The following is a 19,210-nucleotide window of genomic DNA, read 5'->3' on the forward strand; positions in this document are numbered from 1 at the left end:
AAACCCCTTAGAAATTTTGGACACTCATTCCTCCCAATGCTCAGGGTCGGCCCGCGCGTGCCTTAAGCAGCGGCAGGACGACTGTTGATCCTCCCGGCCCATCGAGGAAAGCTCCTCGCGACCATCGCCGACGATATTGTCACAGAAATTGTCGACAATGTCGTCGGCGACCCATACCGTCAGCTTTTTGGAAATTTTGTCAAGAGCGATTTTCGACCCGCCCGTTGACATCAACGATAACCCTCCCGTATGTGTTAACACAAACGCGAACATTTTTGTCGACAATCCATACGGGAGGAATTCATGGTCAGTCGCGAAATGCAGGATGTCATCGATTCGATCACTGACTTCCCGCTCGACGTGAAGGGGCAACGCGCCCACTACAACAAGGTCTGGAGTCAAGTCGCTGTAGACAAGGATATTCATTCGCAGCCCGTCGACTGCGGGGGTTTAGGCGCCGGTGACTCCGAGTGGGTCTGGACCGACGCTTCACGCGATGACCGCATCTTCTTCTATTACCATGGTGGCGGTTACATCTGCGGCGAACCGTGGATGTGGCGCCAGTTCAATGGAACACTGGCCCGGGAATCCAAGTTCAAAGGTCTGGCCTTCGGCTACCGGCTTGGACCGGAATTTCCGTTCCCAACGGCCGTCGAGGACTGCGTGGCTGGCTATCTGTGGCTCCTTGGCACGGGTGTAAAGGCAAAGAACATCGCTTTGGTCGGTGATTCAGCAGGCGGCGCACTCGTCCTGTCGGTCTTGATGCTGCTGCGCGATCGCAAGCTCCCAATGCCTGCCTGCGGGTTGCCGATGTCACCGTGGACCGATTTGGAGCTCAAAGGTGAAACGATGAAGCCTGAGACGGGCGACCCTCTCACCACGGAAGAATCCGCCCGTTCGATGGCCACGCGCTTTCTCGGTGGTGCCGATCCGCGTCATCCGCTGGCCTCGGCCCTCTATGCCGACGTCGCTGGCCTGCCCCCTCTCCACATCGAAGCCGGCGAGCGAGACGTCCTCTACTCCGACAGCACCAGGCTCGTGAGCAAGCTGAAGGAGGCGGGCGCCGAGTTCGCCTTCCAGTCCGTGCCGGGTGCCATTCACTCGTTCCCGGCTCTGGCAAGCGGGTCGCCCGAGGCTGCAGCTGCGGTGAAGCGGATGGCGGCTTTCATGAACAAATATACCGGCCGCTGAAGCGCTCCAGCGATTGCATCAGGAGCAAACCCTTGGATCAGCAAGTCCTCTCGCGCGCGGCTCGCATCGCTACCGCTACGTTTAGCGACGTCCTCGATATCTTGGGCGTATCGGGGGTCATGAGCGGCATTTCCCGCCGCTCTGGCGAAGGGCGGGTTGCCGGATTTGCCCGCACGGTGGATTGCCGCATCGGACCTTACGGCATGTATAGCCCGCTTGATTTCAAAGTGTTTCCGATCTTCGACGCTTTGGAGGCCGGAACGGTCCTCGTCATCAACCTCGGTGGCGCAGATGTCTCGTCGTTTGGTGGGCTGGCAGCTCTGACCGCATTCAAGCGGGGGGCCGCCGGCGTCGTCATCGACGGGGCTTGCCGGGATATTGAGGAGTTGCGAACCAGCGGCCTTAGCGTCGCAAGCCGCCATGTCACGCCCCGCAGTGGCCGGGGCCGCATGAGCATAGCATCTAGAGGGCAACCGATCCTCTGTGGCGACGTGATCGTCCGGGACGGCGACCTGATCGTGCTCGACGACACGGGTGTTGCGGTGGTTCCTTCAGACCGCGTCGACCAAGTCCTCGAAAGCGCGGAAGCCGTGGAGAAACGGGACATTTCTCAAGCCAAGTCGATTCGAAAGGGCGCTGGCCCAGTTTAGTCGATTGGCGGCATGGATCGAAATAAGGACGGGCAGGTATGGAAAACCACGACAATCCGCTTGAAATCCTCGGTCGCGCCGAAGCTTTGGCCACGGCCACACTTGGCGACGCACTCGACGCCCACGGAATAGCCGGCGTCTTATCGGGAATCACGCGCCGCAGCGGAACCGGCCGTGTTGCGGGATTTGCCCAGACTATGCTCCAGCAGGTGGCGCCTTTCGGCAGCTTTGACTTTGACGATTTCGCCGTCGGTACCGCGTTTGATGGTACAGCCGAAAACACGTTCCTCGTCGTCGACATGAACTCTGCAGACGTGTCAACATTCGGCGGGCTGGCCGCCCTGACAGTCGTGATGCGCAAGGCAAAGGGCGCCGTCATAGACGGCGGGTGTCGGGATATCGAGGAAATCGAGCGAATAGGCATCACGGTGGCAAGCCGGACCGTAACCCCCCGGACCGGCAAGGGGCGCCTGCGCATTGTGTCTCGCGGCGAGCCGGTCACCTGCGGCGGTGTCTGCGTACGCGAGGGCGACCTGCTAGTTGCCGACAATACAGGGATCGTATCGATACCTCGCGACAGCATCGAACGTGTCCTGGCGACCGCAGAAGCGCTGGACAAGCGTGATGAAGCTTTCGCGGTTAAAATCCGGGCAGGGGCAAGTTTCGCCGCCACGGCCTCGAGCCTTCGCCACGCCTGACCTCACACGGAATCGGAACGCTGAATGACCTCCCAAGACACCAGCGTCGACGAGGACGCGTTGAAATCGTTTATCGGCATGACCCAATCGGGCTTCGGCCAGATCACGCCAGAGCTTGTTGAACGTTTCAACGCGTCCTTCAATATTGCGGGCAAACCGCAGACAGGTGACCCTGCCCCCGCTGCGATTCATTTCTGCGTCGCTCCCAATGTGGTCCCCACCTCCGATCTCAGGGAAGACGGACATCCGGCAAGCAGCACTTTCTTGCCCTCACCTTTTCCGCGTCGCATGTGGGCCGGCGGGCAGCTGACCTTTGCAAACCCCTTGCACATTGGGCAACTGGTCGAACGCCGCTCACGAATTGCCGATGTGGTGCTCAAAGAGGGGCGCAGCGGAAAGTTGTGTTTTGTCTCCGTGGATCACACGATCCTTGGTGACGGTACTCCGGCGATCGAAGAGCGCCAGGAAATCGTCTACAGGCAGCTTGAAGGCACCAGCACGCCCAATACCGCTCCCGATGCGCCGCGGGGTCAGATCGTGCGAAGCATCATGCCATCGGAGACGATGCTCTTTCGCTACTCGGCCCTCACATTCAACTCGCATCGGATCCACTACGACCGGCGCTATGCCACCGAACGTGAAGGCTATCCCGGCCTGGTGGTGCACGGGCCACTCCAGGCCACGTTGCTGCTCCATCTCGCCATCGACGTTCGAGGTCGCACGCCGCGCAAGTTCAGTTTTCGTAGTGGTTCGCCCTTGTTTGATACTCAGGCGTTCAGCCTGAACGCATCCGAGGAACCTGGGCATCTCTCGCTATGGACAAGCCGGGATCATGGCCCGAGCGCCATGACGGCCAGCGCCGAGTGGTAATCCAGGTGTTCGACAGCTTTTCCGTTCCGCTCTTCGTGCCGGGAAATCGCCCAGAACGGTTCCTCAAGGCCGCGCAATCCGGGGCAGACGCCATTATTCTGGATCTCGAAGATGCGGTGGCAACCGACGACAAGGTCGCTGCTCGGGCCCAGCTGAGCACTGATTTCACGACGCTTCCCGTATTCATCCGGGTGAACGCACCCGGGACGTCCTACTGGGAGGAGGATCTTTCTGCCGCGGCCCGCGTTGGAGCCGCTGGCATCGTCGTACCCAAAGCCGAGTTGAATGACTTTGTTCTCAACATCGAGGCGTTGACGCCTTTGCCTGTCCTTGCCCTGATTGAATCGGCTAAAGGTCTGTCGGAGTGCCGCGCAATTGCCGCGCTACCCTTTGTAAAAAGGCTGATCTTCGGATCGATCGATTTCTGTGCGGATATAGGCAGTGCGCATACCAGGGAGGCGCTTTTGTTCGCGCGGAGCGAGTTGGTCCTCGCATCGAGACTGACGGGGCTGGCCCCGCCTGTGGATGGCGTCACCACGAGCCTTAGCGATCCTGCATTGTGTGAAAGCGATGCCAGGCATGCCAAGGAGCTGGGTTTCGGCGGCAAACTGTGCATCCATCCACGCCAAGTCGAAAGCATTCGGCAAGGACTCTTGCCCACAGAGGCCGAAATTCGATGGGCCGAAGCCGTTATCGCGTCAGGCGAAGGAGCCGCAGCGGTCGATGGTGCTATGGTTGACGAGCCGGTGCGCATCCGTGCACGCGCCATGCTGCGTCACGTCGCGGCTGCTAAGGGGTGACGGCAGCCTGCTGCTGTAAAAGCCCTCGTGCAATCACCTGAGCTTGTATCTCGGCCGCACCCTCAAAAATGTTCAGGATTCGGGCATCGCAGAGGACACGCGAAATCTCGTATTCGAGGGCATAGCCGTTGCCGCCGTGGATCTGCAAAGCAGTGTCGGCCGACGACCAGGCGATGCGGGCCGCGATAAGCTTTGCCATGCCCGCCTCAATGTCACACCGTGTGCCCCGGTCCTTCTGCCGGGCGGCGAAATAAGTCATTTCCCGACCCATAACGATCTCGGTAAGCATCATAGCCAGTTTGTCCGAGACGCGCGGGAACGCGATGATGGGACGGCCGAATTGCTGCCGTTCGGTTGCATAGCTGAGCCCGAGCTCATAAGCACGTCTCGCTACACCGACGGCGCGGGCCGCGGTCTGGATGCGGGCACCTTCAAAGGTTCGCATCAGTTGGCGGAAGCCCTGCCCCTCGACGCCTCCCAGCAAGCCGCCTGCAGGTACTTGGAAACTGTCAAACGCAACATCGTATTCCCGCATGCCGCGGTAGCCGAGAACTTCGATTTCGCCGCCGCTCATGCCTTGCGCCGGAAAAGGATCGTCGCGCGTTCCACGGGGCTTTTCAGCAATCAGCATCGAGAGGCCGTCATGGTTCGACGTGCGGGCATCGGTGCGCACCAGGACCGTCATCAGATCGCTGCGCGACGCGTGCGTGATCCAGGTTTTGTTGCCGGTTACGCTCCAGTGGCCGCCTTGGTCCTTGACGGCTCTCGTCCGGAGGCTCGCCAAATCTGAACCGGTGTCCGGTTCAGTGAAGACCGCCGTCGGTAGGACCTCGCCAGAAGCGATCCGCGAGAGCCACCGGTCCTTTTGCGCATCGCTCCCGGCGCTCGCGATCAGCTCGCCCGCAATCTCCGACCGTGTGCCGAGCGAGCCAGCGGCGATCCATGCGCGGCTGAGTTCCTCAGTAACGATGCACATGGCAAGCTTACCAAGCCCAAGCCCGCCATAGGCCGGGTCGATGCAGATCCCAAACACGCCAAGATCAGCCATCTGGGCCACAACGTCGTCAGGGATCAGCTCATCCTTCAAGTGCCAGCTATGGCAACGCGGCAGGACCACATCGTTGGCGAAACGGCGCATCTCCTGGCGGATCATGTCGAGGTCGTCGTCGCCAAAGCTTTCGCTGGCCGCATGACCCTGTCTGGCCAGCTCGATCAACTCGGCGCGCAATTGGGGCACATTCCCGTATCGAACGAACCCCATGACCGCATCATCGCCCGCCAGTTCAGCCGCAGCGTCGGCTCCGCCAATCTCGATTGGCCTCACAATCTCATTCTGGCTCATCGGTATGCCGCCGAGCAACTGCGACAGGTATTCTCCAAAGCCGATCGCGATGACGAGTTCGTCAATCCTCTGAAGCTTGTTTAGAGACTGTAACCGCGCGCCCCAAGCAGCCGTTGCGCGCAAGGCTGCCACAGTCGTGGCGGCCCACGCATATCCGTGAGCTGCGTGCTGGTGCTCATCAACGGCAGCCGGGTCCACCCGACCGCCCGGCGCTACCAGGGCGAGCATCGAGGTGCGAACAAATTCAATATACCGCTCGCAGGAAATTACGGCCTGCTGTGCCAAGGCGAGAAGCTCATGGCCCCGCAGGTGAGTAGTGAAAGACACAATGGCGTTCTGAGAAGAGGTCAACGGATTGCTCCTGCGCTTTGGACCACACCTTCGTCGTGAAGCGCGGCGATCGTGTGCTCCGGTAGCCGCAAGACACTGGCGAGAACTTCCTCGGTATGTTCTCCGAGCCGTGGGGCACTCAGCGGCTCTCCCCGGGGCAAGCTGCGGAATGTCGCCGGGTATCCTGGTGTCGCATAAGACTGCCCACTGGGATGGGCCACATCTCGGAACAACGGGTTGCCGACGAACATCGGATCGGTAACCAGAGCCTCGGATAGGGACTTGTAGGGACCCCAGCAGGCCCCGGCAGCATCAAGCCGCTCCGACACGCTGCTGAACGTTTCCTTGAGGATGGCGGCGCCTATCAGGGAGTTGAGCCGACCGCGATGGAGGAACCGGACTCCTTCGTCATCAGCGAGCGATGTCCCCAGTTCGGACTCCAGCGCCAAAATCTCATGTTCTAAACGGAGCGCCTTTATCAGTCCCAGCCACTGTCGCGACGTCAGGCCCACGACCATGATGCGTTTGCCGTCAGCGGTTTCAAAGTCGCGGCCGAAGGCACCAAAGAGATCATTCCCCATTTTCGGCCGGTCCTTGCCGGAAGCGGTGACTTCCGCGACCTGCCCGAGCGTTCCGAGGGTTGCCGCCGCAATGTCGCTGAGCGGAATGCGGATTTCCTCTCCCAGTCCGTGAAGCGACCTGACCATCCAGGCCGCAAGCATTGCGGTGGCAGCCGTCGATCCTGCAAGGAGATCCCAGGCCGGAAGCACATGGTTCACTGGCTGTTCCGCCCGGTCCACCGGACCAGTCATCAAAGGCAGACCAGTGGCGCAATTGATCGTATAGTCGACGGCATTGCTGCCGTCCGGTCGACCCATAATCCGCGCGGTGATCAGGTCGAGCCGCTTTGCCACCAGCTTTTCGTGTGCGAGGAACCCTTCGGCAGGATAATTGGTCACGAAAAGTCCCGCGTTTTCGCCTGGCGCAGTGATGATGTCGGCTGCAAGTTCCCGGCCCTTGGGATCGGCGAGATTGATGGCGATCGACTTTTTCGACTTGTTGAGGCCTTCCCAATAGAAGCTCGCGCCGTGTTCGGATCGTGGCCAGCGATTGAAATCAGGGCCGCCCCCAATAGCATCGAACCTGATCACCTCCGCTCCCAGCTGAGCGAGGCTAAGGGCGCAATAGGGAGCCGCAATGAACGACGCACCTTCTATGACCCTGACGCCGTTGAGTAGACCGTACATGTCAGCCCCTGGTGCAGTTGTTGAGGATTAAAAGCGCCGGCAGGTAGATGCGCTTATCGCCGGCACTTCAAGGAATCGCAGGGCGTTTATTCATCAGGTGAATTTTAATTCCATAAACACCTGACAATTGAAATGCGCTGCTGCAAACCCCGGCCAGATGAATTCCTCGATCCGACCGAGCTATGCGCATGACCTTTCCCTTGAGCGGTGAAAGCTCCTACTTTCTCGATCTCTATTCCCGCTACCTCAGAGATCCGGGATCCGTGCCTGCAGATTGGCGTCTCAAACTCGAAACTGAGTTTGGCGCGGCGCCTTCGCAACGCTCTCCTTCCGAGCTGGGTGGGCTCATCCGCGACCTATTCCAGCGCTTTGGCCATATCCACGCGACCTTGGATCCGCTCAACCTGGTCGTCGCACCGGCGACAACCGACCTGACCGAGCGCTTGAGCGCCGTCGATGCTGTCGAGATCGCCACGGTCAGCGTCGCAGGACAACCGCTTGAGGGACCGACCTCCGATATCATTGCGCTGCTGTCAGGCGTTTATTGCGGAGACGCAGCGATCGAGGCGGTGCACGTTGCCGACTCTGAAGAACGCGATTGGATCTACACCTGTTTTGAGCGCGAAATGCGCGCGACCCCCGATAAGGGAGCACTCGAGCGCACGCTTCAGGCCATCCTTCTTGCCGATGAGTTTGAACTCTTCATCAAAACGAAATGGCCTACAAAAAAGCGGTTTGGCATCGAAGGCGCCGAGGCGGCCACGGTCATCGTCCACGAAGCGTTCCGGTCTGCGGCGGAACTCGGCTGCAGCAAGGTTATTATCGGAGGAATGCATCGCGGCAGGCTCGCGATGCTCGCAACCGTGCTCGGAAAATCGCTGCCTGCCCTGATCGCCGAGATCAAGGGGCGCGATATCACCGAAGGCGACGAGGCCTTCACGGGCGACGTCCCGTACCACAACGGCTTGGCTGCAAGCGTGGAGACCGGCGCAGGCACCATCGACGTCCGCCTGCTCCCCCATCCATCCCATTTGATAGTTGTGGCGCCCGTGGCCGTAGGTGCTGCTCGCGCCCACCAAGACATCTACGCCGACAGGGGCACGGCGACATCAAACATTCTCCCTCTGCTCATGCACACGGACGCGGCCTTCTCCGGCCAAGGTCTGGTATGGGAGATGCTGCAGTTGAGCGGCCTCGAGGGATACAGCGTCGGTGGGAGCATTCATCTGGTTGTCAACAATCAGATCGGGTTTACCACCCTGCCGTCGGAAGGTCGGTCATCGCCCCATCCGAGCGATATCGGCAAGGCCTTCGGTATACCGATCCTGCACGTCAACGGCGATAACCCGGTGAGAGCCGCCGCCGTTGCGCGGGTCGCTGCCGCCTGGCGCTACCACACGGGACGGGACATCATCATCAACCTCGTATGCTATCGGCGCAACGGTCATAACGAGCTTGATGAGCCGCGTTTCACCCAACCGACCATCTGGCAAGCCATCGATCAGAAGCCGAGCATCCGAAAGAGTTTTTCTGAAGAAGTGGCCGGGATCGCCCCGGATGCCGTCGCTGCTGCTGAATCGCACCGTGCTGTGTTCCAAACCGCGCTGGAACAGGCTTATGAAACATTCGACTCGATCCGCCCCAACCAAGCGTCGTCGCAAACCGATATTTTCACCGAACCACAGCCCTCCGGACCAGCGCCCTTTACCGCCGAAACAGGCGTTTCAAAAGATTCTATTCTTGACCTCGCACAGAAAATATCGACGCTTTCAGACGATATCCTTCCTGATCGCAAGGTTCTGAATTTTCTAAAAAACCGCCTCGATTCGATCGAGAGCGACAAAGGCTTCAACATCGCTACGGCAGAAGCCCTTGCATTTGCCACGCTGCTCGATGCGGGCATTTCCGTAAGGCTTAGTGGTCAGGACAGCGTGCGGGGTACATTCACCCAACGCCACCTGGCTGTTCACGACACCCGCAGCGGTAAAAATATCATGCCACTGGCGCCGCTCGCCGCGTCAGGCGCGCGCTTTTCCGCCGTTAACTCCCCGCTCTCAGAATATGGCGTCCTCAGTTTTGAATATGGAGTAAGCCTCGCCAATCCCAAGCAACTTACTATCTGGGAAGCGCAATTCGGGGACTTTCTAAACGGCGCCCAGGTCGTGGTCGATCAGTTCATCGTCACGGCCGAATCCAAATGGCGCATGGCCTCCAACATTGTGATTTCACTACCCCACGGCCTTGAAGGCCAAGGCCCCGATCATTCCTCGGCCCGGCTCGAGCGTATTCTCCAGGGATGCGCAGGCGGCAACTTGATCGTTGCCAATCCGACGACGCCTGCAAACCTGTTCCACCTCTACCGCCGGCAAATTTGCAGCCCGGTGCGCAAGCCGCTGTTCCTGGTCGCTGCCAAATCCTTGCTGCGGCTTCCGGAATGCGTCTCACACCTGAACGATATCAGTGAAGGTTCCTCCTTCCTGCCGGTCATAGCGGAGGTGCCTTCAGCCAAAAAATGCCGACACATGATCCTGTGCTCGGGGAAAATCTACTACGGCCTGCGGAAGCACATGATCCAGGAAAAGATCAATGACACCGCGCTTGTCCGGATCGAGCAGCTCTACCCGTTCCCGCAAGCCCAACTTCTTGATGTCATGAAGTCGGCTGGCGTATCCCGCGTCATTTGGTGCCAGGAAGAACCCCGCAATCAAGGTGCGTGGTCGTATGTGCGTGACCTGATGCTCGAGCAGCCAAACCCGATACATCTGACCTATGTCGGGCGTCCTCCAATGGCGGCCGCTGCGGGCGGTTCCATCGACAGGCACGAGATCGAACAGGCTAAGATCATCGAGAATGCTTTTGAAGCCGCAGCCCATGCCCAGGCCGCTGCCGAATAACTGGACCCTGAGCATGCCATGTTCTAAGGATTGCCCGTCGGTTAGGTTTTGACGCATCATCAGACAGCTTCCTCATGTCCTCGTTTGAACCAGTCCGGTCTATTCAACGTGGCTTAGCAGTCCTGCGGGCCATAAGTGAAAATGGCCCGGTGAGCGTTTCGCAAATCGCATCCATCTGCGGACTGCCGCAGCCAACAGTCGTGCGGTTGGTCGAAACGCTTGTAGATGCAGGTTACGCTCATCGGGCTCCCGATAGTCCTGTTTTCAAAGTGACCGGCCGCACGCTGGCACTTAGCCGGGGCTATGACCCCCATTTGAGATTGATCGAAATCGCTACTCCGATCGTTGATCAGTTGCACATGGAGATCGGCTGGCCGTCGAACCTCGCTGTATTCGACGATGACGCGATGGTAATAGCCTATTCAAACAGGGCTGCCCTTGGCCTCTCAATTCCCGGGCGAGTCGGTGCCCGCATACCAATGGTCGCCACAGGCGTCGGCGTTGTAACGCTCGCGCACATGCCACCGGACCTCCGGCGACAAGCGATCAACAAAGCTCAAGCCTCTGGTAGCCGATGGGACACGGACCAGAGCTTACTGGGGACGCTTCCCGAGCGACTTGAAGAGGCTAAACGGGTCGGTCACGCGTTTGCCGACGAAAATTACCTCGATGAGGTGTATCAATCACGCATATGGGCCGTCGCCGTCCCCATTCTCACAAGGCCGGGCGAGTATATCGCGATAAGCAGTCTGGTGCTCCGCATTGCAGGTGACCGACGCCGGTTGCTGGGGAAGATCCTACCGCAACTGACCGCAGCAGCGGCCAAGATCAAAGCGCAGTTGTCCTCGGAATACTCGTGAAGACTCCTCGCAGCTAGTCCCGCGATCGCTTCTGCTGGCCTGCATTGACCGGGCATGCACTATGTCTGGGTAACGACCGTTTTCCAGACAACTAGGTAGAAGCAGCAAGTTTAAAAGCCGGCGCCATGCGACCCGCTCGAAAAGGTTTGCAGCCGCCAAGATCGAGCCCGTAACTATCGCCGACAACCTCCCCTGCTCTTTGCGCTTTGCGGACAACACGACGATACCATCTCGCCAACGCTGGTGGCGTTGGATTGCACGCGCCATTGTTTCGCTGCCGGTAAGAAATTGGACCAGTCGCGTGGAAAGCCAACTGGTGGTGACCTGCCCAAGGAGATCGACGGTTGCAGTGCGCGTGTCCCGTTTGCATTGTTCATCCAAACCATCGGCTCCAAACTACGAATGATTGACCTAGCGGCACGGACTGACAAACGGGACGATCCTGAGGTCGACGGTGCCACTGATTGCCCCCCATCTGGCATAGCCTCTACGCGTCGTGCTGACCGAGCAGCGCACAACAACGATCGACGGCCTGCGAATTCCTTGTTGCCGCACAAAGAGCCGCAACGCTGAACCAGCATCGGTCTCTTTCCGTCTACCGAAAAACAGACACCAGCGCCGCTTGAGGACTGTTCCTCAGGCAGGCGGATAAAATCAAATGAAGTGTTGTGAAATCGGCCGCAATATATCGTTCGTACAAGGTTCATAAAGACATCGCAGCAAGGCTGCTCTTGGCGGCGCGGCTTGATGCAACGGGGCGGATCCGATCGCTGCGTCGACCACCAACCGGGGAGTGTGGCTGGCTCCTTCCTTGGCGATGATCAAGATTTGACGGGGGCAACGCTTCAGGGACTTCGCCTTCATTGGTACGCGGACGAAAGCTTGCTGCGCCCGCTCAGTGACGGCTACCGCCATTCAACTCCGAAAAGATCGTACACCAGAACTGGTAGTCGCGCTGACGCCCGTCGAAGTGAGCCGTCAGCGCGCACCATGCTGCGGCCGTCGCGGCATTTGAACCGTAGAGATCGACTGCTGCCTGCAGCGTGGCTGCGGGATCGGCTCCTTCCCAGACCATTAAGGCATCATCGACCTTGCCGGCATCAAGTGGATCAACCTGGATTTTGGACATGGCAAAGGCTCCCGCGGATGGACCGGCGAGAGCTGCGTTGCGCTGCGCGGCCGGACGTTGGGAACCCACGCGGAGTGAGCCACGATCCAGGGCATGGTGCCCAGGATATCATCGTGTCGTCCCTGGCCTTGATCGCTTTCGCAGCCGCGGTGCAACACCCGCGAAAGCTTGCGCGCAGAGCAAACTATCGCAGAGTCCTGTCTCCAAGACAACCCGATTGACGAGGGCGCATCGCGGCGCTGGTGCTGGTCGTGCCGCGACCGCCCGCAGCAGGGCTGCACCCTGCGCTTGCGTCCCTCAGGGCCGGGTTCGCTCCGCTCCGAGTTTTGTGCGCTCCGCTGCGCCCACCCGGCCATCGGGACGCAACGGCGGTCGCGGGGTTCCGGCGCCTCGGCACGATCGACACGAGGGCTGCGCCCGAAAACTGGATCGCGTCGGCTAACCCAGTTCCTGGATCATGATGCCGGGCACGACGGTCTTGGCGATATCGCACAGATGGAGATGATGGGTCAGGTAGATGACCTGGCCGGCGCGGGCCATCTCGCCAAACAAGCGGAACACTTCCTCCGATCGGACATGGTCGAAGGTTTCCATGATGTCGTCGGCAATGAAAGGGACGGACGGGCGCAACTCAGCAAATTCGTAATATCCGGCAAGCCGCAATGCCAGATAGAGCTGGAAGCGGGCACCCTTCGACAGTGCGTCGGCGAGCTTGGATTGCCCATCGCGCTGCAAGGCGATGAGGACCTCGCCGCCTTTTGCAGGTTGCGTCGTCAAACCCGAATACTGGCCGCGTGTCATCAGGGCGAAAGCGTCGGACGCGCGCATCATCATGCCTGAGCGGTGGCGGTCGCGATAAGCACGCAGCGCATTGCCCGCTGACAGCACGCCGAGTTTCAATTCGATGTAGCGGACAGCCCTGTCCTCGATCTCCAGGAGCACGGTGCGGCGTTCGGCGTCTATACGGGCAACGGTGCTGTCGCCACCAATGGCGTCAAGCTTGTCGGCGGCGCGCGTCTGCCGGATCAGCTGTTGCTGAATGGTTTCATCAAGCTGTTGAAGCCGTTGCTCGCCTTGCGCCCTCTCCATTGCCAGGCTGTCGGCCTCGGCAGCGTCCAACAGGGAACGCACCTCGTCGATCCCCGTCACGGCGAGCTCGCCTACCACCTGTTCCTCGAGCTCGCCGATCACACCGCGCAGCCGGTCGCGGTCGCGCAGCAATTCGTCCCGCTCCACGACCTCGGCGAGCGTTGCCACGCCAAACACGTCGAGGACCTCGCTCTTGCGGCGCTCATGCGCCGCGATTTCGGCATCAAGCATGCCGCGGCTATCCCGCAGGCGTCGAAGATCGTGGGTGAGGCCATCCTTGCTCTCGCGTGCGCGCTCGGCGCGTTCCAGGCGCCCGGCAAGGCGGATTGCCGCCTGCTCCGCATCGTCGCCGGCTGCGGTCTCGCCGACCGCGGCCGCAACGCCGATGACCTCCACAAGGAAGGCTTCCCTGTCGGCTTCCATCTTTTCGATCCGCAACCGCAAGGCGTCCCGTTCCTGCAGGCTCCTTGACAGCGCAGCCAACTGGTCAAGCACCATGCCGGCGCCGGCGGCCGAGAGCCCGCTCTCGAGCCAGGTGCCCTTGAGCGCCTCGGCGATGCCGGCCAGCCAATCTTCCTCGCGCTGCTCAGCCACCCCAATGGCGCGTCGCCTGACGGCCAGGTCCTCTTCCCTGGCGCTCACTGTCTTGAGCGCTTCGGTGTGTCCGGCGTCTATTTTGTGTTGTCGGTCGAGGAACAGCTCCGCGAGGGCCATGATCGCCTCCAGGCTGTCACTGACGAGTGAACCGATGCCGACACTGTGCAGTGCCTCGCGCAGCTCCAGATGGATGCGATCTCCTTCGCTAACTGCCCGTTCCGCCTTCTTGCGGGAGAGCTCGGTTGTCTCCCAGGCAGCGAGCGCGTCGGCGCGCGCCGAGATTTGATCCTCGATCCGTTCGATCAGACGCTCGGGCGACGGCTCCAGCCATTCCGCCACTAGGTCCTTGGCGGCGTTCCGCATCTCCGACAGCACGGAGTTCAGGTCGGCATCGACACGCGCAAGCTCCTGGCGCAGGCGCGAGGCGTCGGCCGTTGTCTCGGCGAGGCCGCGCGTTGCCGACCGGATCTCGGCAAGGTCCGCCGCACCGGCCAGCCGTCTCGCGCCAACAGTGTCGTCTTGCGCCAGGGCGAGCGCGAAATCGTCCGCGGTCTGGCCGGTGAGAGATGCTCTATGCCTGGTCCAGGCATCGCCGCGCAGCCGCCGGACGGCGGCGGCCGCATCGTCATCGGCGATATCGACAGAAGCGCGAAGCGCGCCCAATCGCGCCGTGAGCACGTCATGATTGCCCTGGTAGTCGGCAAGTCGTTCGGAAAGCACGGCCTTATTGCGGCCAAGCTCAGCCGCCGTCGCCTTCCACGCGCTGATTTGCCTGGCGCTCGGGACAGCGATCCTGGCCAGCGTTGGCGCATCGCCAGACCATGGGTGCAATCGGCCGAGTGCCGCTTCCCCGCGAACCATGGCCGCATCCTCGACCTCGCGGGCAGATTTGAGCTCCGCTCCATGTCCGCTCCCCCTCGCCTTCGACAAGGCCGAGCTGAGTCTTGCCCTGACAGGCTCAGGGACGGCCCTTTCCTCGCCGACCCGTTCGCGCGCCGCCTGAAGGGCATCGAATGCCGCCGCGGCTTCGTCGCGGGCAGCCCGTGCAGCAGTCGTTATCCCAGATCGTTGCTCGACCATGGCGCGCACGACGCCGACAGTGGCGGCCGGCAACAGCAGCGCGGCAGGATCTGGCCCGGAAGACCGTCCCAGGGCTGCAAGACATGCCGCCACGGCGCTGTCGAGGATCTGCAAATCGGTCCTGCGGTTGGGCAGGTCCAGGCCTGCCGAAACATGGCGCGCCTTGCTCTCCGCCAATGCGCGAACGCGTTCGGATACCGTCAGGATGGCCTCATCGATATCGACCGAGGCAAGCTTTGCCGCGAGACGTTCGATCTCGTCCATGCTCGCGGCAAGCCGCGTCTTCAGGCCTGCGTCGTCTTCGATCAAACCGGCGATGCTGCCCGTCCAGGTCCGCGCTGGTGTAGCGATATCCGGCAGCTTGGCCAACTGGGCCGTCTTGCGTCCGATGTCGGCCAGAACCGGGCCGGCACGGAGGTATCTGGCAATCGTATCGAGCCGCGTCGATAGCGCCGATCGTTCGGTGATGGCGTGCTCGTATTTTTCCGCTGCGTCCAGCCGCTCGGCCTCAAGGTTCTCATAGGTCGACGCCAGGGTGTCGATCCCATCCCTTTGCGCCTTCAGTTCGGCCAACCGCTTTTTCAACAGCGCAAGCTCCGTTCCATGCGCCTGCTTGCGGTAAAGACCGTCGGCTTCCGCCTCGAGTGCGCTCAGCGTATCGCTAGCGTGGCCAAGGCCGGCGCTGGCGGTGAACAGCAGCTTGCCGAGATCGCCACGCGACTCCAGGATCGATTTGCCGCCGGCCTCCAGCGTCTCGTCGTCGAGTGAGAACATGGTTGTGTAGGCGTCGCGCGTCAGACCAGCCAGATGCGCCGAAATCGCCATGTCGCTGACCGGTTGGCCCATCGCGTTGAGCAGCGAGTTGTTGCGCTGTTTCGTGCGCGTGAACGCGTGCTCAGCCCCGCCGAGCTCGAGCACACCGCCAATGCGCATGGCGCTGTACTCGTGCAGGAAGTTGTAGCGGCTGCGCTCCTCGATGCCGAACAGAAGGTCCAGATAGCCGGATAGCGCGGTCGACTTGCCGGCCTCGTTCAGCCCGAACACGATGTGCAGGTCGGGTCCGGACTCTGGCTTGGGGCCAAAGTCGATCGTCCTGTCGGTGAACCTCCCGTAGCGGACAAGGTCAAGGCGGCGCAGCCTCATTGCGGCCCACCTGCCTTCAGGCGCGCCGTCACCAGGTCAACGCCACTAGCGAGCACCCTGTCCAGGAAGACGTCCAGTCCTGCCTCATCCTTGCCTGCGAAGTCGCGCCCTTCGGGCGGGAGATCCGCAACCAGCTTCTGGATGAGCGCCCTCGCCTCCCCGCGAAAGGCTTCCGACCCGGCATCGGCGCGCATGGACTGCGCGAGTTCAAGGATCGGGTCCGCGGTGTCATCAGCTGTTTCGGCGTCCGGAGGCAGGACAGCGAACTCGAGCTTTTCCACCCACATATCGCCGATTTGTTGCGCGGCCTGCTCAGCCTCGGTCAGCAGCAGATCCTTGTCGCGGACCAGCGCCCAGGCCAAGGGTGACGTGCCGCCGAGGCCGAGCCGAACCACCGCGTGACGCGACCTGACGGAGGCGCGGAGTGCTTCAAGCGCGGAGCGTACACGCCCGACGGCCTCGGACCATTCGACCGCTCCGCTCAGGTCGACGCTTGCCCGCTCGAACTGCGCGATACTGGTCGACCTTTCCTCGATCTCAATGGAGCGATCGTCAGGTATCGTCACCAGCGTGACGGATTTTTCGCCAGCCTCGTTGATGTCCCGGCCCTGCGGAATCCCCGGCATCACCACGGTTGAGGCTCCGGCATGGACGTTGCGCAGATGGATGTGCCCAAGCGCCCAGTAGTCGAAGCCATGACCCTGCAGATCGGCGATGCTGCAAGGCGCGTAGACGTCGTGACCGGGTGATCCGGCAAGGCTGGTGTGCATGATGCCGACATTGACCGCGCCCTCACGAGGCGCGGGATATCTGGGCAACAGGCTCTCCGGCGCCTTGGGGTTGGCGAAGCTCAAGCCGTGGAAGACGACGTCCAGTCCGCCGGCGGTCTGCGGTATCGACTGGGGACGGCCGGTAAAGATGGTGACCGTGTCGGGGAAAACCAGTTGTTTGGAGATGCGCGAGAGTGCATCGTGATTGCCGCGGATCTTGAAAACCCGGATGCCGGCCTGGTGCAGGCGCGTCATTTGCGAGGCCAGGAAGCGGGCGGTTTTCATCGACGTCTGATCGCCATCGTAGAGATCTCCGGCGATGACCAGCGCATCGACGCTCTCCGCAATGCAGAGATCGACGATTGAGATGAATGCCTGGCGGCTGGCATCGCCGACGAGCTCGGCCAGGTCGCGGTTGCGCAGCGCCAGCGACCGCAGCGGCGAGTCGAGATGGATGTCGGCCGTATGGACGAATCGGAATGCCATCTGGGCGACCTCCTAGCCGGGACAGATGCTCAGGCAACATTGCCCAAAAAGTCAAATCGCCGAAAGCGTCGTAGGCGCCTTGACTCGAGTTAGCAAAGTCCCCCAGCGGTATGCAACAGCTCCGTGGATTGAGGCCTCGACGTCAGGACAGCCGTCTCTGACCCTCTTGTGCCATCGAGGATCAAGATGGTCCGATCTCTCTTTTACAACTGACCAGGCTGCATGCGACCAGCCCGGCCGGCTACCGCGTGAAGAACCTCTATGGCCGATTGCGCGACATTTACGATGCGTGGTGGAGGAAGTGATCTTCCGCAACATCGTCCAACCCTGGACCTTTGCCACGTCCGCCTTTCCGACGCGCTGGCCATTCGATTTCACGAGGGCACGAGCCGTGTAAGCACCCACAGCCACGATAATCCCGTGGCTGATACGCTAGCTGTCCCCTTCCCCAGGAACTCAACGCGCGTCTTTCCGAGCTTGAGTTCCTGGTTGCTGACTTGAAGGCTGACAGCGAGGCAGCGGGGGAGATCGGCCGCAGATGAAGTCAAAGAAATAGCGCTTCGTTGTCGAGAAACGGGAGGATTTTCTAACAGGAGGTAGTTCTAACAAGTTTGAAATATCTTTAGCATCAGCTTAACAACTCTCCTGCTCGGAGTCGCAACATATGCGTTGCTTAACAAGATCGAACGAGGCAATCTGTGGATTCGAGGCCTCGTCTCGGCTATGCATACGCGATGGACGACAGACCCTTGTTTATGAAATCCAGCATCGACCATCTCCCGCCGCCAAAGCAGCGCGAGCTGAGAAAGGTGATCGAGCTGCTGCTTGAGGAGTTCGAGGATGCCCTCAAAGGAGGGACAGCGGATTTCAAGAAGCGAGGGCGCATTCTGAAGATCATACTTTTCGGATCATATGCGCGTGGTGGCTGGGCCGACGAGCCGCATACCAGGAAAGGATATCGTTCCGATTTCGACCTGCTAGTGGTGGTGAACAACCGCAAGCTGACGGACTTTGCGGGGTATTGGCAGACGGCGGCAGATCGGCTGATGCGCGAGATCAACACTCCCGTCAGCTTCATCGTCCACTCTCGTAGGGAAGTGAACACGGCCCTGAGGGAGGGGCAATATTTCTTCGTCGACATTCGCCGCGAGGGGATCGTTCTGTATGAACTTGACGATGAGCCGCTGGCCAATCCGATCCCGGCCAAGCCGGCCGAGGCTCTTCGATTGGCAACCGAGCACCTAGAGGACAGACTACCGCCCGCTCGAGTCTTCGCAAAGACGGCGGGGTTCCTCCTTGGAGAAACTAACCTCAAGGAAGCCGCCTTTCTCCTCCACCAATCGATCGAGCAAGCCTACGCAGCGTTGTTGCTCGTTCTAACGAACTACAGTCCTGCTTCACACAAGATCAAGTTTCTCCGCAGCCTTGCCGAGGATCAGGCCCGCGAGATAGCCGACGTCTGGCCCCGCGACCAACAGCGTTTTGTCGCGTGGTTCAATGTCATCAACGAAGCGTATGTGAAAGCGCGCTACTCACGGCATTTTGAGGTAACCCAAGAAGCACTTCAGTGGCTCTCTGAGCGGGTCTCCGACCTCATTGATCAGACGGAAAGGATCTGCCGATCACAAATCGAGACGCTCAGGCACGAGGCTGACTAAGCCAGTGGTTCAGTTCGCTAGCTGCGTGGCTCTATGTTGGCATCGATTGTCGATTCTTCGATAGATCGGTCCCCGGCTAGGAATGCCCTGCTTCGCTCGCTCACGGGAAGCACTCCTCTCCGGCCAGTCACCAGGCGGACCCAGATCGATCAGTCGGGGGGGATTCATTCGGTGGTGCTGTATTGACAGTGACCGTACCCAGAACAAGCCCGTAGATCCCGCCTGGTGGATCGCCATAGCGGAAAACATGTTCGTTGTGGGAACAGTTCATCAAGATGGAGTGTGGCAACACGGTAGTGCGAAATACGGGTGACATCCGCGAAACCCACCCATCCCACTAACAATCTCTTCCACCTGTGCACGAGTAACGTCCATC

14 protein-coding genes are annotated in these 19,210 nt (G+C 60.6%); 8 read left to right on the forward strand and 6 right to left on the reverse strand.

The window, feature by feature from the left end; genetic code table 11:
• Positions 1-24: 24 nt before the first annotated feature.
• A complete protein-coding gene (locus AC07UC_RS35625) occupies positions 25-234 on the reverse strand; it encodes a hypothetical protein (protein ID WP_494909427.1) in 210 nt (69 codons plus the stop codon).
• Positions 235-303: 69 nt separating this feature from the next.
• On the opposite strand from AC07UC_RS35625, the gene AC07UC_RS35630 reads away from it, so the two are divergent.
• Genes AC07UC_RS35630 through AC07UC_RS35650 form a run of 5 tightly spaced genes read left to right on the forward strand, consistent with a single transcriptional unit; the run spans position 304 to position 4,209 of the window.
• Positions 304-1,191 (forward strand): alpha/beta hydrolase, encoded by an 888-nt coding sequence (locus AC07UC_RS35630; protein ID WP_494909428.1) that lies wholly within the window; start codon positions 304-306, stop codon positions 1,189-1,191.
• Positions 1,192-1,223: 32 nt separating this feature from the next.
• Entirely contained in the window at positions 1,224-1,841 is a 618-nt protein-coding gene (locus tag AC07UC_RS35635) for an RraA family protein (RefSeq protein ID WP_494909429.1), read from the forward strand.
• 38 nt (positions 1,842-1,879) lie between these two features.
• Positions 1,880-2,539 carry an RraA family protein gene (locus AC07UC_RS35640; protein WP_494909430.1) on the forward strand — a complete coding sequence of 220 codons (660 nt, stop codon included), beginning with the start codon at positions 1,880-1,882 and terminating at the stop codon, positions 2,537-2,539.
• A gap of 24 nt (positions 2,540-2,563) precedes the next feature.
• A complete protein-coding gene (locus AC07UC_RS35645; protein WP_494909431.1) occupies positions 2,564-3,409 on the forward strand; it encodes an HTD2 family dehydratase in 846 nt (281 codons plus the stop codon).
• Positions 3,355-4,209: an HpcH/HpaI aldolase/citrate lyase family protein gene (locus AC07UC_RS35650; RefSeq protein ID WP_494909432.1), complete on the forward strand. Its 855-nt coding sequence runs from the start codon at positions 3,355-3,357 to the stop codon at positions 4,207-4,209. The genes AC07UC_RS35645 and AC07UC_RS35650 overlap by 55 nt, the downstream gene beginning before the upstream one ends.
• On the opposite strand, the gene AC07UC_RS35655 is transcribed toward AC07UC_RS35650, so the two are convergent.
• Both AC07UC_RS35655 and AC07UC_RS35660 read right to left on the reverse strand, forming a co-directional pair.
• Positions 4,199-5,902 (reverse strand): acyl-CoA dehydrogenase family protein, encoded by a 1,704-nt coding sequence (locus AC07UC_RS35655; protein ID WP_494909433.1) that lies wholly within the window; start codon positions 5,900-5,902, stop codon positions 4,199-4,201. The genes AC07UC_RS35650 and AC07UC_RS35655 overlap by 11 nt on opposite strands.
• The gene (locus tag AC07UC_RS35660; protein WP_494909434.1) at positions 5,899-7,128 is read right to left on the reverse strand and encodes a CoA transferase; all 1,230 of its coding nucleotides are present in this window, start codon (positions 7,126-7,128) and stop codon (positions 5,899-5,901) included. The genes AC07UC_RS35655 and AC07UC_RS35660 overlap by 4 nt, the downstream gene beginning before the upstream one ends.
• A 188-nt stretch (positions 7,129-7,316) precedes the next feature.
• On the opposite strand from AC07UC_RS35660, the gene AC07UC_RS35665 reads away from it, so the two are divergent.
• Positions 7,317-10,022, forward strand: coding sequence for a 2-oxoglutarate dehydrogenase E1 component (locus AC07UC_RS35665; protein WP_494909435.1), 2,706 nt, complete (start codon positions 7,317-7,319; stop codon positions 10,020-10,022).
• A 74-nt stretch (positions 10,023-10,096) separates the two neighbouring features.
• Positions 10,097-10,882 carry an IclR family transcriptional regulator gene (locus tag AC07UC_RS35670; protein ID WP_494909436.1) on the forward strand — a complete coding sequence of 262 codons (786 nt, stop codon included), beginning with the start codon at positions 10,097-10,099 and terminating at the stop codon, positions 10,880-10,882.
• An 895-nt stretch (positions 10,883-11,777) separates the two neighbouring features.
• Here the strand turns inward: AC07UC_RS35670 and AC07UC_RS35675 are convergent.
• The 3 genes from AC07UC_RS35675 to AC07UC_RS35685 all read right to left on the reverse strand — a co-directional run bounded on the left by AC07UC_RS35675 (position 11,778) and on the right by AC07UC_RS35685 (position 17,176).
• The gene (locus AC07UC_RS35675; RefSeq protein WP_494909437.1) at positions 11,778-12,011 is read right to left on the reverse strand and encodes a Y4oE-related protein; all 234 of its coding nucleotides are present in this window, start codon (positions 12,009-12,011) and stop codon (positions 11,778-11,780) included.
• Between the two features lie 438 nt (positions 12,012-12,449).
• Positions 12,450-15,920 (reverse strand): ATP-binding protein, encoded by a 3,471-nt coding sequence (locus AC07UC_RS35680; protein WP_494909438.1) that lies wholly within the window; start codon positions 15,918-15,920, stop codon positions 12,450-12,452.
• Positions 15,917-17,176 carry a metallophosphoesterase family protein gene (locus tag AC07UC_RS35685; protein WP_494909439.1) on the reverse strand — a complete coding sequence of 420 codons (1,260 nt, stop codon included), beginning with the start codon at positions 17,174-17,176 and terminating at the stop codon, positions 15,917-15,919. Before AC07UC_RS35685 ends, AC07UC_RS35680 begins: the two co-directional genes overlap by 4 nt.
• Before the next feature lie 755 nt (positions 17,177-17,931).
• On the opposite strand from AC07UC_RS35685, the gene AC07UC_RS35690 reads away from it, so the two are divergent.
• Complete coding sequence (locus AC07UC_RS35690) at positions 17,932-18,834, forward strand: nucleotidyltransferase and HEPN domain-containing protein (protein ID WP_494909488.1); 903 nt, start codon at positions 17,932-17,934, stop codon at positions 18,832-18,834.
• The last annotated feature ends 376 nt before the right edge of the window (positions 18,835-19,210 follow it).

The organism is Mesorhizobium sp. GW821-FHT04C10 (assembly GCF_059420305.1).

Coding starts and splice junctions, on each gene's coding strand:
- AC07UC_RS35665 (WP_494909435.1), top strand. CDS start 7,317: ATGACCTTTCCCTTGAGCGGTGAAAGCTCCTACTTTCTCGATCTCTAT.
- AC07UC_RS35675 (WP_494909437.1), bottom strand. CDS start 12,011: ATGTCCAAAATCCAGGTTGATCCACTTGATGCCGGCAAGGTCGATGAT.
- AC07UC_RS35630 (WP_494909428.1), top strand. CDS start 304: ATGGTCAGTCGCGAAATGCAGGATGTCATCGATTCGATCACTGACTTC.
- AC07UC_RS35640 (WP_494909430.1), top strand. CDS start 1,880: ATGGAAAACCACGACAATCCGCTTGAAATCCTCGGTCGCGCCGAAGCT.
- AC07UC_RS35645 (WP_494909431.1), top strand. CDS start 2,564: ATGACCTCCCAAGACACCAGCGTCGACGAGGACGCGTTGAAATCGTTT.
- AC07UC_RS35650 (WP_494909432.1), top strand. CDS start 3,355: ATGGACAAGCCGGGATCATGGCCCGAGCGCCATGACGGCCAGCGCCGA.
- AC07UC_RS35660 (WP_494909434.1), bottom strand. CDS start 7,128: ATGTACGGTCTACTCAACGGCGTCAGGGTCATAGAAGGTGCGTCGTTC.
- AC07UC_RS35685 (WP_494909439.1), bottom strand. CDS start 17,176: ATGGCATTCCGATTCGTCCATACGGCCGACATCCATCTCGACTCGCCG.
- AC07UC_RS35670 (WP_494909436.1), top strand. CDS start 10,097: ATGTCCTCGTTTGAACCAGTCCGGTCTATTCAACGTGGCTTAGCAGTC.
- AC07UC_RS35680 (WP_494909438.1), bottom strand. CDS start 15,920: ATGAGGCTGCGCCGCCTTGACCTTGTCCGCTACGGGAGGTTCACCGAC.
- AC07UC_RS35690 (WP_494909488.1), top strand. CDS start 17,932: ATGAAATCCAGCATCGACCATCTCCCGCCGCCAAAGCAGCGCGAGCTG.